Source organism: Rhodopirellula bahusiensis (assembly GCF_002727185.1).
GTDB lineage: Bacteria > Planctomycetota > Planctomycetia > Pirellulales > Pirellulaceae > Rhodopirellula > Rhodopirellula bahusiensis.
This window is the reverse complement of the sequence record NZ_NIZW01000001.1, coordinates 392,083-407,826: the sequence shown is the minus strand read 5'-3', so window position 1 is coordinate 407,826 and position 15,744 is coordinate 392,083. Positions and strand designations below refer to the sequence as shown.

The window sequence follows — 15,744 nt, the reverse complement described above, 5'->3', positions numbered from 1 at the left end:
GGTTGGCTCCGTGCGTTCCGTGCTCCTCCGTTGACGCTCCATTGCATGAATGCCAAACGTCGCTCGCTTGTCGATAAGTTTTCCAGGGCTCGATTGGTTCCAACGCTTGGCGATGAACTGCAGCCTGATCAGTCCTACCATTCCGTTGTGTTGCAGGACGCGGAGCTCAGCCAGTCTCGAATTTCAGATCTTGTTGTTGAGCATTCGCTCTTCGAGAAAGTGAATCTCTCGGGTGGAATGTGGACGGCCGCTGATTTCACCGAGGTGCTTTTCAATCAATGCGCGTTGTCGAACCTCGATTGTTCCGCGGCAAGATTGACAAACGCCGAGTTTCTGCGGGCACGAGCCACGGGGCTGAACTTTTCCGACGCAAGACTTCGGAACGTTTGTTTCAGTGCCTGTAAGATCGATCTTTCGATCTTTCAAGACGCCCAGCTCACCCATTGCCGGTTTGAAGACTGCGATTTGCGTGAAGCAGACTTTCAGCGTGCGACACTGAAGCAAGTCGTGTTCCGTGATTGCGATCTTCGTGGCATTCGGTTGGGAGGAGCAACGCTGACCGATCTGGATCTGCGGGGGGCACAAATTGCAGGAATCCAAGTCGATGCCAATGAACTGCGTGGCACCAAGGTCGACGCCCACCAAATCGTCGATTTTGCACCTCTGTTGGGCGTCGTCATCGAGCCAATTGACTGAAGAGGTTTACGAGAGGGTGCCGATGATTTCGGAGACGCTGGTCGCGTTGATCTCGTCGAGTGCCGCGGGGAGTTGGTCGATCAGACGCATGGAGACCGTTGGGTCGTAGTAGTTTGCTGTTCCGATCTGCACGGCAGAGGCTCCTGTCACGAGGAACTGCATCACATCGTCGATGTTCGCGACGCCGCCGATTCCGATGATCGGGATGTCGACCGCTTGGCGAACTTGGTGCACGCATCGCAACGCAATGGGTTTGATAGCGGGGCCACTGAGGCCGCCCATGCCGTTGCCGAGAATTGGCCGGCGTTTCTTCCAATCGACGGCCATGCCCAAGACCGTGTTGATCAAGCAAACTGCATCGGCACCGCCATCCGCGGCGCCTTGAGCGATGTCGGCGATGCGAGTCACATTGGGCGTGAGCTTGGCCAAAATCGGTACGTCACAAGCGTTTCGTGCGGAAGCAACAACTTCGCGACAGGACTCCGCGTTGGTGCCGAAGTCGATTCCGCCGCTGACGTTGGGACAGGACAGATTCAGCTCGACCGCCGACACGCCATCGCACTGGCCGACCCGGCGAGCAAGTTCGGTGAAGTCTTCGACGGTTCGTCCGGCGACGCTGACGACGATGGGCGTTCCGAGTCCGGCGAGATACGGCAGGTGATGTTCGAGAAACGCGTCGACGCCATCGTTATCGAGCCCGATCGCATTGAGTAAACCAGCTGAGGTTTCAACGGTTCGCCACGGTGCGTTGCCGATTCGCGGTTCGGCGGTGATGGTTTTGGGCAGGATCCCGCCGAGTCGAGGAAGGTCGACGATGCCTTCCATTTCGCGAGCGTAACCGAAGGTTCCCGATGCCACCAAAATTGGATTGGGAAGCGTCAGGCGACCGAGTTTGGTTTGCAGGTCAGTTTGCGTGGTGGTCATGAAGGATCAGGAAGAAAGCAGGCGGTGATGAATTTGGTGTAGAAGTCGCTCGGCGACGTGTTCTTTGGTCCCGCGAATTTGTTCGATCACGTCGCCAGACGGATCCAACAGTTCAACTTGATTTTCGCTGGAGTTGATCGCTTCGGGGCCGTTGCTGACCATCAAATCGCAGTGCTTGCGTTCCAGTTTGACGGTGGCTCGAAATCGGCGGTCATTTGTTTCGAGGGCGAAGCCAACGACCCATTGGTTCTCGCGTTTGCTTTGGCCGAGAGTGGCGATGACGTCGGGGGTTTCGATCAATTCCAGTTGCAACGGTTCACCGGTCTTGGACAGCTTTTGCGTCGAAACGTGCCGGGGCATGTAATCGCACGGAGCAGCCGCACCGATGGCACCGTCGCAGCTTTGGAAAGCTTCGCCCGCTGCTTGCAGCATCTCTTGAGTGGTCAGCACGTTGATCAGTTCGACGCCCTCGGGGTAATCGACCGACACGGGGCCCGAGACCATGACCACGTCATGTCCGAGAGCGAGTGCGGCACCGGCCAGGGCTGCGCCCATGCGTCCGCTCGACGCGTTGGTGAGGTAACGAACCGGATCGAGGTACTGCCGAGTCGGTCCGGATGTGATCAAGATGCGACGACGGGACGAGGTGGTTGCATCTGTCACGGAGTGCGACCCAGTTCGAGCTGGACGGATTGAATCAAGGTTTGCAGTCGTTGCCCGGTCAGTCCCATCTTGGCAGCCGCCAAAGCAAACAGTCTCTTTTCGGCTTCGACGAATTGACCGTCGGCGGCCATCATTCGGATCAAATCTTTCAGCAATGACTCGCGGACATCGGGCTCGGTGGGCAGTTGAAGTTTGGCACTGTCGCTGATCCCGAACGCCAAGGCGGCCTCCAGTTCAGATTCGTGCAATCCAAGTTCTTCGCAACGCTCGGCGACCAGTTGGACTTCGCGGTGGCTGAGTGATCCATCGGCAAACGCCATCACGACCAAATTGCGAAGGTGTTGCTTTCGCTGGGCAGAGATTCGATCGTGATCGGAAACGACTACATCCTTTGACTTAGATTCCATCGGGTCCGGAGCAGAAGATGAATCGCTCATCGTTCGATCTCATATTCGGTGATCTTGCGGTAAGCGGTCGCTCGGCTGATGCCTAGCAATTTCGCGGCTTCGGGGACGCTGCCGTCGCATCGATTGAGCGCCTTTTCAATCAAGCGTTTTTCCCAGACATCGATTCGCAGCGTGTCAATCTGAGTCAGGCCCGCGTCACGAAGACCGAGATCGTCTTCTTGAATCATGGGCTCGTCCGCCATCACCACGGCACTGTCGATCACGTTGCGAAGTTGACGAACGTTGCCCGGCCACGCGTAATTCCGCATCCGCTGTCGAGCGGAATCGCCGAGCGATAACTTGGGCCGTCCATGTTGACGAAGGAAATGATCCAGGAAGTGATCGATCAGAATGTCGATGTCTTCGCCTCGTTCTCGAAGCGGTGGCACCGCCAATTCGAACACGCTGAGACGATAGTAAAGGTCTTCGCGAAAACGGCCGTCGCGAACGAACTCGGTCAGGTCTCGGTTAGTGGCCGCGATCACGCGAACATCGACGCTGACTTGTTTGGTTGCCCCGACCGGAAGGAACGGGTGACCTTCCAAAATCCGAAGCAGTTTGGCTTGACCTTCGAGGCTTAATTCACCGATTTCATCGAGAAACAGCGTTCCCTCATTGGCTTGTTGAAACAGACCATCGTGGTCGTTGTCCGCGCCGGTGAACGAGCCTTTCTTGTGACCAAACAGTTGGCTTTCCAGCAAGTCACGCGGAATCGCGGCACAGTTGACCGTCAACATTGGGCGATCGGTTCGGGTCGACGATCGATGGACGGCGCGGGCGACCAGCTCTTTGCCCGACCCGCTCTCGCCACGGACCAGCACCGAACCGTTCGCAGCGCCCACTCGGGAGATTCGTTCTTTGAGACGCAACATGGATTTGCTGCTGCCGATCAGTTCGCCTTGGTCGGCGTTGCGATCGGCGATGCGTTGGTTTTCCAAACGCAGGTTTTCGGTCAGCGTTGATTGAGCGATCCCCTTGGTTAGCAAGCTGCCGGCGCCAACTGTGAGATCCAGCAATCGTTCGTCATAGGGTGCACCACTGCGATGCAGCACCAAGGCTCCCAAAGGCGTCACGCCATCGAGGATCGGAACGATCATGCAGGCGTCATTGCCAGATTTGCCGTTGTTCTCGGGATGGTCACTGACAAACGGTTTTTGTTCGCTGCAGATGTGGCGAAGGCGAGCTCGGTCGACTTTGATCGGTTGAGATTCCTTCGGGAATTGCCGGCGAATCTTCCAGCGTCCGTCTCCCAAGTCAGCAACGAGTGTCACGGTTTCCGACGCGGTGCGATCAAGCAGCAGCTCAAGCGTCGTGTTGATGACTTCGTCGGCTCGCTTGCCACCCAACAATGAAAGGCTGAGTTGGTACAGGTCCAGCAGATCGTCCGGGTGATCGACCAGTTGTCCTGGTTCGCGAACTCGATCGGGTTGGCGAGTTCGGTAGGACTCAAGTTCCTCGTAGACGGTTTGCGACAGTGCGTCTTCGCTCATCGAGTCCTCATCCAGATTGATCATTTGCATGATCGTCTTTCCGATGACGACTTGGGTGTCATTGTTCAGCCGTGCGGTGCTGACTTTCTTGCCGTTGACCAGTGTTCCGTTGCGACTCTCGGTGTCACGAAGTTGCCAGTTGTGGTCTTCAAAATAAATCACCGCATGAAAGCGACTGCTGTTGGGATCCGTCAGCATGATTTCACATCCTGCGGCGCGGCCGATGTGCATCGGGCGTTCAGGGTCCAGAGGGAATTGGGTTCCCTTTTCGTTGCCGTCTTGGATGGCGAGGTAGGCGACCATCGATTCAAGCCGTGTGGAAGTGTGTGGATGGATCGGATGAGCTGCTCGCGGACAACGCGGCCGCAAGTTGTTTGAGTGCGATGGGGGTCGGTTGATTGTTCAGCCCCACTTCATTCCACCAACGTTCGACCACGGGAGCCTTTGCCGAAGGAAGTTCGGGCTGCCACATCGACAACGCTTTGGTCAACGGGAAACGACCGCCGGGAATCATGCCAGCATCGGCTGCTTTCGACAAAATCAGAGGAACGATCGCGGTCGTCCAAGGAAGCTCGGACGAGTTGGCCGTGTCACCCGTCGCAGTGTCGGTGCTCGATCGAGTCCCGCTGCTGCTGTTGTGGGTTCGCGTGTGAGAGCTGATGGACATGCAGGTCAACTGGTAGACCAAACGAAGCCATTCGGGAACGTCGGGATCCATGTCGGTCAGCACCGCTTCGATCCACACGCTGGCTTGTTGCGAACTGGCACCCGCGGCACCATTGGCGATTGGCTGCACGGCGTGAACGCTGACCCGCGAAGGCCACCAATCGGTCGGCGGACTGCCATTCCAAATCGATTTACCGACTGAGCGAATCAGTCCGGGACCGTAAGATTCGTACGCTTGTTTGAGCGGAGCGTAACGCAGTCGAAGCTGATCAGCCAAACGAGGCGAACGCGTCGAGATGGCTCGTTGACAAGTTTCCAAGCCACGATGAATGGCCATCGCAATTTGATCGGATTGCAAATCGGAATGCCCGCTGCGAATCAGTGCGATCTCGCAGAGTGCGGGTGAGAGGTCAACATCGTTGTCTTGCGCGATGACTTCGTCTATCAGGTGTTCCCAGATGATTGCCGGATCAATGGACGCATTGATCAATCGTGTCGAGACAGACTGGACCGTTGGCTGAATCGCTTTTTGGAGCGACACATCCTTCAAGTCGCGTTGCCGACCGACCCACTGGACCGTGCGCAAGAGGCTGAGGGTTGTGGAGGGGATCCACTGCAATTTCACGGTGTCAGTCCTCTTTGAGGTGTTCCGCGATCCATCGTTCCAATTCCTCGATGTCCACCGCAGGGACCTTCGACAAGTCCGGACGCAGCTTTACCGCGTCACGAATGTAGACGTGCTGAATTTCAGATTGAGACTTGGTCGTGTTCCAATGCAGCAGCACTCGGATGCACTGCGGCAGCGAGCCTTCGACCGAAACTTCGTAACCGCACAGCAACGGGACTTCGAGCCAACCGAGCTGGCGTGCCGCGAGAGCCGGAAACTCACTGTGCAAATCCTTGGTGACGGTGAACGTCGCGCTGGCCAAATCGGCGGAATCAATCTCGTTGCGGCGGATCATCAGCGCCAGCAACTGCGTCGTTGCTTTGAGAATCTCTTCGCGGTCATCCTGCTCGACGGTGGTGGCCCCGCGAACTCCCCGGCACATGGTCATTTCGTTGCAAATCCTGTTTTGAGACGAGCCTCTTTGTTCCGCTACCATAGCTCCAATCTCAATTTGCGACCACTGGGGATCCCTTGTTTCCACTCGACGTGCGATCGTCGCGGAGCGACGTGGAAGAGTTTCACGGAGCAAAATGCAAGGTGCCAGCCAACCTGTAGCCGACGGAGGCCCTCCGTCGGCTCGAGCGCAACCGATCGCAGTTAGTGTTGGGGGGCTGCGGGGAATGAGGGGACGAGTCTTCGGGGGGATGGTGCGTTTCAGGTGTGGTTTGCCGACTGAGAGGCCTCAGTCGGCTACGGGTGCTGGATCGGAATTGGATGGTGCCACCAACCTGTAGCCGACGGAGGCTCTCCGTCGGCTTGAGCGCAATCAATCGCAGTTCGTGTTGGGGCTGCGGGGAATGAGGTGATGAGCCTTCGCGGGGTTGGTGCGTTTCTGGTGGGGTTTTGCCGACTGAGAGGCCTCAGTCGGCTAGTGCGCCTGCAAAGGCGATTGAATTGTCAGGTGAAAGTCCTGACCGGGGAATTCGTTACCGCCCCGTAGCTGATGGTAACTGCGTTTTCAACAGAAAGGGTGGAGAGCAACCAAAAGCGAATGAGCAGTCCGTAACTGTATTGTGAACTCGATTCGGCCAAGCCTGTCGGGGAGCCTTCTAGCAATGAGCGAACCCTTGACTGCACGCAATCGGCCCAGCGATGACCGGTCTAGGTCAGCCCGACGACTGTGCGGGCGGTCGGTGCAGCAGCCGCGACGATGAACGAACTCGGTAACGTGAGAAATCGAGCGTGGCGAAATGGCGATGCGGTGGTTGGAGACGGAATGTTCGGAAGTTCAATCGAGAGAAGCAGGGAGATCTCGGCGAGCAGCAGACCGCTGAAGCTCAGCCGAGAAGTCAGAGCCTTCATAGTAGTGTCGACCACTGGGAACCAAACCCGGTGCGAGCGAAGGGAGGCAGGGAAGTGGATACGAGAAGACCATGCCAGCGAAACGTAAATCGAAAGACTACATCCCGGTGACAGTGCCGTTTTCGGCGGAATCCCCGTCGGCCAAGGCTAGCCGTGCTGGAGAACCTGAGAAGAAGTCAGCAATTGAGATTTCTTCGTGGGCGAATCGCAGTGTCTGGACGGATCGTATGTTGAACGCACTGTCCGTAGGAGTGCGAGGAGGTAAATGGCATGCCTTGATTGACAAGGTGTACCGTGAGCTGAACCTGTTCGTGTCGGCCCGCAAGGTTGTCGGCAAGAAGGGAGCAGCGGGAGTGGATCGGCAAAGCACCGAGGATTTCAGCGAACAGGAGATCGCTGAGATCAAGCAACTGTATGAACAGTTGCGAACCGACACCTATCGCCCACAGGCGGTACGTCGGGTGCAAATTCCCAAACCGGGCAGCAAACAAACGCGGCCTTTGGGAATTCCAACGGTTCGAGACCGCGTCGTGCAAACGGCATTGGTCAACGTCATCGAACCGATCTTCGACAACGAGTTCCATGAAAGAAGCTTCGGCTTCCGCCATGGCCGCAGCTGTCATGATGCACTGCGAGTGGTCGAAGGGTTACTGGAGACCGGTCATGTCTTTGTGGTCGATGCTGACCTGCAAGGTTACTTCGACACGATTCCGAAAGACCGCTTGCTGGCTTTGGTCAGCGAGAAGATTTCGGATCGCCGGGTATTGGATCTGGTGAAGCTATTCTTGGACCAATCGGTCCTGGAGGAACTTCGCGAGTGGACGCCTGAGAGTGGCGTGCCGCAAGGGGCTGTGCTTTCCCCGCTGTTATCCAATCTGTACCTCAACGAGCTGGACCACCGGATGGCCGATCTGGGCTATGAAATGGTTCGCTACGCTGACGACTTTGTGATCCTGTGTCGTAGTCAGGAGCAAGCGGAGTTGGCCCTTGAGGAAGTCAAACGCTTCGTCTGTGAAGCCGGTTTGACGTTGCACCCCGAGAAGACGCACATCGTTGACAGTCGGGTCAAGAGTTTTGACTTTCTTGGGTACTCGTTCCGCGGGAAGCTCCGGTTTCCTCGCGCGAAGAGTCACCAGAAGATGGTCGACACGATTCGACGGTTAACGCCCCGGAAGAGCGGCCAATCCATGGAAGCGACGATCGCACAGATCAATCGCGTGACGGTGGGTTGGTTCAGTTACTTTCGTCACTGTACGTGGAACATCTTCGACAAGTACGACGGGATGGTCCGCAAACGACTGCGACGTCAGCTCTTGAAGCGTCATCGACGCAACCCCAAGCGGCTCTGTCGCACTCATCGTTGGCCCAATGCCTACTTCAGCGAGCGAGGTTATCGAAGTCTGCGTTTAGCCCACTCAGCTTACGTTCAATCCCTCGACGGGACCCACTGACTGGCGAGCCGTATGCGGGAGAACCGCACGTACGGTTCTGAGGGAGGGGAGTCCGGCTCAACCGGACTTCCCTACCCCTATCGTAGTTGCTCATCGTGCGGAGGCCCGCCCTGAATCGACTGACACACCGAATGGCAGTTCAGTAACGTCGCCGATCAAGTCAACGCCTTGTGAGGCCCCCATCCCGCTGCAACCATCCACAAACCCTCGCCAACCACCGACCAGCAACCATGTAGCCGACTGAGGCTCTCAGTCGGCCTGAACGCACCAATCGCAGCAAGCGATTGATCTCCCCGGCGGACACAAGTCCACGAGCATCCGAATGTGATCGCATGGCAGAACTGTTTTGCCGACAGAGGGCCTCCGTCGGCTACGTTGTTGTTCAGGGGGCTTGGATCTTGAACAGGAACTCTTTTCCACGAACGAAGATTGCGCTGTTGGAGACGGCAGGGCATGCGGAGGTCGCCATCCCTGGCACGTCGTTGGTCGCGATGATCTCGGGTTCTCGCTGAGCCTTCACGACTGTTCCGAGTCCACTTTGATTGAAGAAGTACAACCGATCGCCAGCGAGAATCGGCGACGCCAAGTAGTCGCCGGAAATACGTTTCTTCCAAAGTTCCTCACCGTTGTTCACATCAATGCACGACAACACACCGTTGTCGGTGACTTGGAAGATCAGTCCGTTGTGCTCGATCGGTTTGGCGAAACGAGGGTTGCCGCGTTCACGCACCCATTCGACGTGCGAGTCGGTGACGTCGCCTTGGGTGGACTCGTCTAGGCGAACCGCGACAAGCTGTGCACCACGGGAACCAGTGTTGATGATCGCGAGCTTCTTTTCTGGCAACCACAGCGGCCGAATGCCAGCGTTGTAGCTGTTGTGTCGCAGCGTCCAAAGTTCTTTGCCGGTTTCAAGATCGTAGCTCTGCATCGCTCGAGCACCGACGGAGAGAACTTGCGTTTGCTCGCCAACTTGGACGATCGCGGGTGTGCAGTAGGCTTTCCGCATATCCCCGTCACGCAGTGGTTTTCCGTCGTCACCCAGGTCTTCGTAGTCGGTGCTGCGATCGGTTCGCCAGAGAGCCTTGCCGGTTTCGGCATCGAGTGCAGTGGTGTATTGCTGGTCAACGCCGTCAAAGGTCAGCACCAACTTGTCGTCGTACAAAACAGGCGAGGAACCTGGTCCTCGAAAATGCTGGCACGGCAAATCGCGTCGTTGCCAAATCACTTCAGCAGTCTTCGCATCCAGCTTCGCGGTTCCATAGCTGCCGAAGTGAACGTAAACGGCCCCTGGTCCCAGCACACAACTTGGTGCCGCGTAGTTGTTGAATCCGCGAGCACCGCCGAGTTCTTCGACTTCCTCGTTTTCAAACAGCAATTTGTCGTGAAGGATCTCGCCAGTTTGCTCATCGATCGCGATGACAAATTGCTGCTTTCCATCCTTGGTTGCTGTCGTCAGCCAAACCTTTCCGTCGCTGATCACTGGCGTCGAGTGACCTTCATCGTGCAAAGGAGCCTTCCAGGCAACGTTCTTGGTATCCGTCCAGTGAATCGGCAGTTGCTCGGCATCAGCGTCAGCGACCACGCCGTTGAGATTCGGCCCATGTCGATCCGGCCACTGCGCAAATCCACGCGGTGCAGCATTGGTCAACGACGCGAGGAAAACGGCGACGCATAGAGAGTTCAAAATCAATCGAGTCATGACGATCGCTTGCACGAAACACGGTGGGCAGTGGGGAGGGAGTCTCAAGGACAGCATTGTAATTGACGTTCCGCATGGATTGGTCGTCAAGCGGCAGCGATTCGTTTCTGCGATGTTCGGTTCTGATAAAATTCGTTCGCAACACGATTTGACCTGCCAACAGCGAGCCACCTTGATGATCCAAACATTCTGTTTTTTGCTGACACTCAATGTTGTTGGCCCGCCCGTCGTGGAGGATCTGAACGTTCTGGACAGCGGCAACCCCAACGGTCCGACTTGGATCGATTGGAGCGACCCGGGTTTGATGCTGGTGCACCATCTCAATGACATGACCCGCGAATGTTTGGCATCGCGTGAAGACGAAGTTGGCAAACTGAAAACAGCGGAGGAATGGAAGGCTCGCCAGCTCAAGGTTCGGCAGACGCTTGATCAAATCCTCGGACCTTGGCCCGATCGATCGCCACTGAATCCTCGAGTCACAGGCACACTGCAGAAAGACGGCTACCGAGTTGAAAAGATCGTCTTTGAGTCGATGCCCAATTTTTACGTGACGGGAGCACTCTTCATTCCGGAAGGACACAAGGAGCCTGGCCCCGCCATCCTGAAAGTCATCGGACACTCTGCGCAAGCGTTCCGGAGAGACCTTTACCAGAACGTCATCTTGAACCTGGTCCATAAAGGGTTTGTGGTCTTCGCGATCGATCCGCTAGGACAAGGCGAACGGCTGCAATACTTTGATCCTAAGACCGGGAAGTCGACGGTCGGTTCCGCCACCAGAGAACACTCGCACGCAGGCGTGCAGTGTTTCTTGACGGGACGATCGATTGCTCGCTACTTCATTTGGGATGGCATCCGTGCGATCGACTACCTGACAACTCGGCCCGAAGTCGATCCCAATCGCATCGGTGTCACGGGATTGTCGGGAGGTGGCACGCAAAGCAGTTACATCGGGGCGGTGGACGAACGGGTTCTCGCCGTCGCACCGACCGGATTCATCACCAGCATCAGTCGCCTGTTGGGATCGATCGGGCCACAAGATGCCGAGCAAGTCTTCTACCACGGGCCGATGCTGGGAATCGATCATGCGGACTTGCTGGAAGTCCGGGCTCCCAAACCGACGTTGCAAGTCACCACGACGCGAGACTTCTTCAGTATTCAGGGGGCTCGTGAAACGGCCGCCGAAGTGCATCGTGCCTTTCAAATCCTTGGTCATCCCGAGCGGTTTGATCAAGTGGAAGATGACTTCGGACACGGATTCACGAAGCAGAACAACGAATCCACCTACGAGTTCTTCCAGACGTTTTTGGAATTGCCAGGAGACGCGGAAGAGCAGCCCCACCCGTTTTTGACCGAAGCGGAATTGACCGTCACGGAAACCGGTCAGGTTTCCACAGCGTTCGAAAGTGAGAACGTTTTCAGCATCAATCGGCGGGAGGCCAAACCGCTGCTGGAGAGACTGGAAGAGAGCCGGCGAGATTTGGACCAGCATCTTCCGCAGGTGTTGAGCGAAGCGACAAGGTTGTCCGGCTATCGCAACCCCGAGGCGGCAGTGGCTCCGGTCTTCCGCGGCCAATACCAACGCGAAGGTTACCGGGTTGAGAAATGGGGAGTGCCGGGTGAAGGCGAAACCATCATTCCGACGTTGGTGTTTGCTCCCGATGAACCCGGCACTCGACCGGCCATCATCTACGTGCACGGCGAGGGCAAGACGACGGATGCCGCTGCGGGTGGAAAGATCGAAGAATTGGTGCGACGCGGGTACGTGGTCGCGGCACCGGACCTGCTCGGATACGGCGAGACAACGTACAAGTTCCGGCAAGGGCACTCTCCCGTGCAACCATTTTTCAATGCGTTGATGTCAGGACGAAGCGTGGCGGGAATCAACGCGGGAGACGCCGTTCGTGTCATGAATTTTTTGCAGAACCGAGACGATGTAAAACCAGACCAGATCGGTGCCATCGCGATTGGCGATGTTGGGCCAGCCTTGTTACACGCGACTGCGATGGAACAGCAAATCCAGTGGTTGGTGCTCGTCGACTCTCTGCTCGACTACCAGAGCATCGTCAATCATGAACTGTATGACGTGAACGCCAACTCGTTGGTCGCTGGAGCTTTGACCGCCTACGACTTGCCCGATTTACTGGCGAGCATCACGCCACGACGCGTCGCGGTTGTGCAGCTGCGAACGCACCAGCAAGAAACGGCCACAAGCAATCAGATCGCATCATCACTGGGCTTCGTCCAGCAACACGCGAAAGATCGGTTGCGTGTTGAAACGGAGGCAACCGATCTTTTGGAATTGGTCCAATGGTGTGTCGCTCCCTGATGGTTGACTGAGCGAACGCCAACAGAACTCTCTTGCGATTAATCCCGCGTCGTCAGGAAGACTTGATGGACGCCAGCGCTGATGGAATCGGACAAGGTCACCGAGAGAGTATGCGGCCCCGCCGGAATCGTTGCTTCCAAGAAATGACCACGCCGTTCGCCCGGTGCGACATCGAATGTGTGCGTCTCATCATTCAAGTGAAGTGTTGCGGTTCCTCCACGATGATCTTTGTCGGTCAGGATCAATTCGATCTCGTAGCGTTTCTCTTCCGGAGCGTCCAACAACCAGAAGCCAGTGGAGTTCTTCGCCCAGGGACGGCCGCTGGAGTGCCGCCAATCTTGCCGTGTCAAAACCGTTTGCGGTTCATGCTCGGTGCCGATGACGATCCGAGGTGGTGCGTAGTTGTCAGGACGAGTCGAGGAAACATCATCGAACCACTTGGAATAAGCCTCTTTGAGCCGCTGAACGATCTCAGGATGTTTGTCAGCAAGATCATTTTGCTGCTTGGGATCCTCTTCCAGGTTATACAGTTCAAGTTTGGGCTCGCCCTCAAAACGTTCTTTGCCAAAGCCACTGGGATGAACCAGTTTCCAAGGATGTTCGTGCATCGCGAAATGATGGAATTTCTGAGGAACGTTGCCTCGGTGAGTTTGAAAGGCAATCGATCGCGTTTCCCACTGGGAGTCGTCCATTTCGCCGGTCAGCAGTGGCAGGAAACTCTTGCCATCGAGTGCGGGCGATTCCGGAACCGCGACTCCACAAGCATCGAGCAACGTCGGCATCAAATCGATGTGAGCCAGCATCACATCCGTGGTGTCGCTTGCATCGATTTTCGCAGGCCAATGAAACAACAATGGAGAACGAATGCCGCCGTCATCCACCTGTGTTTTGTTGCCTCGCATGTTGCCGACAAAGCGACGCGAATTGGGACCGTTGTCATTGAGGTAAAGCACAATCGTATTTTCGCGAATTCCGAGTTTGTCGAGTGATGCGAAAAGTTTGCCGACGTTTTCATCGATGTTGGTGATCATCGCGGAGATCCGAGCCAGTTTGTCAAACTCGGCGCTGCGTCTTTTGGCGGGAAGATCGTTCACCAAAATCGGCGAGAAATCGACCTGTTTGTATTCCTCATAGAGTTCGTTTGGTACATCGTCGAACGGACCGTGAGGGGCATTGGTGGCGATGTAGCTGAAGAACGGTTTTCCCGATTCGGTTTGCTTGCGAGCGAAATCAATTGCCGCGTCAAAGAAGATGTCGGTGCAGTAACCTTCCATGGCCACTTCGTCACCGTTGTGAAAAAGTGTCGGGTCGGTGTACTTGCCTTCGGCTCCAATCGGATCCGAAGGCTGCCCGATACCGCCGCCACGGTGAATCAAGCTCTCGTCGAAACCTTGGTCCATGGGACGCATGGGGTAGTTGTCGCCCAGATGCCATTTGCCAAAGATGCCGGTTTGGTAGCCCGCTTCGCTAAGCCGTTCTGCCAGCGTGACTTCGTCCGGATCCATCATCGCTCGACCAACATACGTGTCGATGCAACGCGTTCGGTAGTTGTATCGCCCCGTCATCAGGCTGGCTCGAGTCGGGGCACACACGTTGCTGACATAGAACCGGCTCAGGTATCCGCTCTGCGTTCGCATTTGATCCAGCGAAGGCGTGCGGATGAGCGGATTGCCCATGAAGCCGTAGTCGCCGACGCCTTGATCGTCGCTCATGATCACGATCACGTTGGGACGACCCGCCTCGTTGGTTTCAGCCGCTGAAACCGACGGAGAAGACAGGACCGAGCAAGCCAACAACAGAATGCTTGCGGAGGCAAAGAGAGAGAAGGTTTTCATGTGGGAACCAGGTGGAAATCAAAGGTGGGATGCGTTGTTCAGAAGAGCGGCGAGTTCAGCGACTGCGGCCATCGTCGACGATTTGTTTCATGCGTTTCTGAAGCCGTTGAACGATGTCAGGATGGTCTTGGTAGAGGTTGTTGGCTTCGGCGGGATCGTTCTTCAAGTTGTAAAGTTGTCCGGTCGGGCCACCGGGTTTCGGCGGGATGCGTGATGGTTTGGAAAAACCGCCAGAACCCAGTTCGGTGATCAATTTCCAATCGCCTTCTCGGATCGTCATCGTGGATTTGCTTCCGGCCCGCATCACGAATTCGGTTCTCTTTGAGTCTGGCTGGAATGGCTGTTGAAGCAACGCCGGCAAAAAACTGTGGCTGTCCGGTCCAGCGTTTTGGGGAAGCTCCGTTTCCCAAATGTCGGCAAACGTGGCCATCAAATCCGTGAAGCAAACCAGATGATCCGTGCTGCTGGATGCGTTGGCGCGACCTGGCCAGCGAACGATGAACGGCATCCGGTGCCCAGCCTCCCAGGCGTCGGCTTTCATCCCTCGAAAACCGCCGGCCGAGTCATGCTGGAATCGCTCTGTGTCGTTCTCGTACCAGACCGGACCATTGTCTGAGGTGAAGACGACGATTGTGTCTCGTTCCATGTCCTGCTGTTTCAGAGCACCCAGCACGCGTCCAATTTCGTGATCGACCATCATCACAAAATCACCGTACGAGTCGACTTGGCTCTTGCCAGCAAATTCAGGACTGGGCAACCAAGGTGTGTGGGGAGCGGGATAAGCGAGATACAGCATCAATGGCGTCGCATCGTCAGCGTTTGGATGAGCTTCGATCGTGTCGATTGCCAAGTCCGTGAAGTGTGGCAAAACATCGGACAGTTCCAGATCCGGAGCAATGCCGCCGGCTCGCCAGAACGCACCTTGAATCGGCGACCATCCTTCACTCGCGTTGGCTTCGATGCGATCCGTTGGCGGATGGACCGCTTTCCGATCGTTGATGTAGAAGTAAGGCGGAATGTCGGTGGAGGCTCGGATGCCAAAGAAGTGGTCAAAGCCGCGGTCCACGGGGCCACCCAACAACGGACGGTCGTAGGTTTCGTTGGCACGCTCTTCAAATCCCAAGTGCCACTTTCCAATCATCGTGGAACGATAACCCTGCGATTTGGCAAGCGAAGCCAGCGTGGCTTGATCGGGCTCGATCAAAGGTTCACGTGGCCAAACGCTGACGTTGGTCCGAAACGGATAGCGTCCCGTCATCAGCCCATACCGCGACATGTGACACAGAGGTCCGGGTGCGTGGGCGTTGGTGAATCGCATCCCATCGCGAGCAAGCGAATCGATGTTCGGCGTTTCGATCTTGGAGTCGGGATTGAAACATCCCGGGTCTCCATATCCCATGTCGTCCACCAAAATCAGAACGACATTGGGACGTTCGGCAGCGAAGAGTACTGATGCAAAGAATGCAAACGAAAGCGAAAGAATAGAGCGATTCACGAAATTGGTAGGCGAGAGGCGAGAGGCGAGAAGCTAGTGGTCTGTCAGGACTTGTTTTTAGGGTAGTGGACGAGGCCACGAGTC

Annotated in this window: 13 protein-coding genes; 3 read left to right on the top strand and 10 right to left on the bottom strand. The window is 56.3% G+C overall.

Annotated elements, in window-relative coordinates; all coding sequences use genetic code 11:
* The first annotated feature begins 45 nt into the window (after window positions 1-45).
* Window positions 46-696: a pentapeptide repeat-containing protein gene (locus CEE69_RS01625; RefSeq protein WP_099258825.1), complete on the top strand. Its 651-nt coding sequence runs from the start codon at window positions 46-48 to the stop codon at window positions 694-696.
* A gap of 6 nt (window positions 697-702) precedes the next feature.
* Here the strand turns inward: CEE69_RS01625 and CEE69_RS01620 are convergent, their stop codons facing one another.
* The 7 genes from CEE69_RS01620 to CEE69_RS01590 form a co-directional block, all read right to left on the bottom strand.
* A complete protein-coding gene (locus tag CEE69_RS01620; protein WP_099258823.1) occupies window positions 703-1,620 on the bottom strand; it encodes a dihydroorotate dehydrogenase in 918 nt (305 codons plus the stop codon).
* Between the two features lie 6 nt (window positions 1,621-1,626).
* Window positions 1,627-2,283 carry a phosphopantothenoylcysteine decarboxylase domain-containing protein gene (locus CEE69_RS01615; protein WP_099258821.1) on the bottom strand — a complete coding sequence of 219 codons (657 nt, stop codon included), beginning with the start codon at window positions 2,281-2,283 and terminating at the stop codon, window positions 1,627-1,629.
* Complete coding sequence (locus CEE69_RS01610) at window positions 2,280-2,720, bottom strand: tellurite resistance TerB family protein (RefSeq protein ID WP_099258820.1); 441 nt, start codon at window positions 2,718-2,720, stop codon at window positions 2,280-2,282. Before CEE69_RS01610 ends, CEE69_RS01615 begins: the two co-directional genes overlap by 4 nt.
* Window positions 2,717-4,522 carry a sigma 54-interacting transcriptional regulator gene (locus CEE69_RS01605; RefSeq protein WP_099258818.1) on the bottom strand — a complete coding sequence of 602 codons (1,806 nt, stop codon included), beginning with the start codon at window positions 4,520-4,522 and terminating at the stop codon, window positions 2,717-2,719. Before CEE69_RS01605 ends, CEE69_RS01610 begins: the two co-directional genes overlap by 4 nt.
* 4 nt (window positions 4,523-4,526) lie before the next feature.
* Entirely contained in the window at window positions 4,527-5,510 is a 984-nt protein-coding gene (locus CEE69_RS01600; RefSeq protein ID WP_099258816.1) for a hypothetical protein, read from the bottom strand.
* A gap of 4 nt (window positions 5,511-5,514) precedes the next feature.
* Entirely contained in the window at window positions 5,515-5,940 is a 426-nt protein-coding gene (gene aroH / locus CEE69_RS01595) for a chorismate mutase (RefSeq protein ID WP_099258815.1), read from the bottom strand.
* Window positions 5,941-6,653: 713 nt separating this feature from the next.
* The gene (locus CEE69_RS01590; RefSeq protein WP_008656111.1) at window positions 6,654-6,854 is read right to left on the bottom strand and encodes a hypothetical protein; all 201 of its coding nucleotides are present in this window, start codon (window positions 6,852-6,854) and stop codon (window positions 6,654-6,656) included.
* Between the two features lie 71 nt (window positions 6,855-6,925).
* Between CEE69_RS01590 and ltrA the strand changes: the two genes are divergently transcribed.
* On the top strand, window positions 6,926-8,305 hold the full coding sequence (gene ltrA, locus CEE69_RS01585) for a group II intron reverse transcriptase/maturase (protein WP_099258814.1): 1,380 nt from the start codon (window positions 6,926-6,928) through the stop codon (window positions 8,303-8,305).
* Window positions 8,306-8,687: 382 nt separating this feature from the next.
* Here the strand turns inward: ltrA and CEE69_RS01580 are convergent, their stop codons facing one another.
* The gene (locus tag CEE69_RS01580; RefSeq protein WP_099258813.1) at window positions 8,688-10,019 is read right to left on the bottom strand and encodes a PQQ-binding-like beta-propeller repeat protein; all 1,332 of its coding nucleotides are present in this window, start codon (window positions 10,017-10,019) and stop codon (window positions 8,688-8,690) included.
* Here CEE69_RS01580 and CEE69_RS01575 point away from each other — a divergent pair.
* Window positions 10,003-12,330 carry an alpha/beta hydrolase family protein gene (locus tag CEE69_RS01575; RefSeq protein ID WP_233214492.1) on the top strand — a complete coding sequence of 776 codons (2,328 nt, stop codon included), beginning with the start codon at window positions 10,003-10,005 and terminating at the stop codon, window positions 12,328-12,330. The two genes, CEE69_RS01580 and CEE69_RS01575, sit on opposite strands and share 17 nt — an antisense overlap.
* Window positions 12,331-12,368: 38 nt before the next feature.
* Here the strand turns inward: CEE69_RS01575 and CEE69_RS01570 are convergent, their stop codons facing one another.
* Together CEE69_RS01570 and CEE69_RS01565 are read right to left on the bottom strand one after the other, a co-directional pair.
* The gene (locus CEE69_RS01570) at window positions 12,369-14,165 is read right to left on the bottom strand and encodes an arylsulfatase (protein WP_099258812.1); all 1,797 of its coding nucleotides are present in this window, start codon (window positions 14,163-14,165) and stop codon (window positions 12,369-12,371) included.
* A gap of 55 nt (window positions 14,166-14,220) precedes the next feature.
* Window positions 14,221-15,660 (bottom strand): sulfatase-like hydrolase/transferase, encoded by a 1,440-nt coding sequence (locus tag CEE69_RS01565; RefSeq protein WP_099258811.1) that lies wholly within the window; start codon window positions 15,658-15,660, stop codon window positions 14,221-14,223.
* Window positions 15,661-15,744 lie beyond the last annotated feature (84 nt).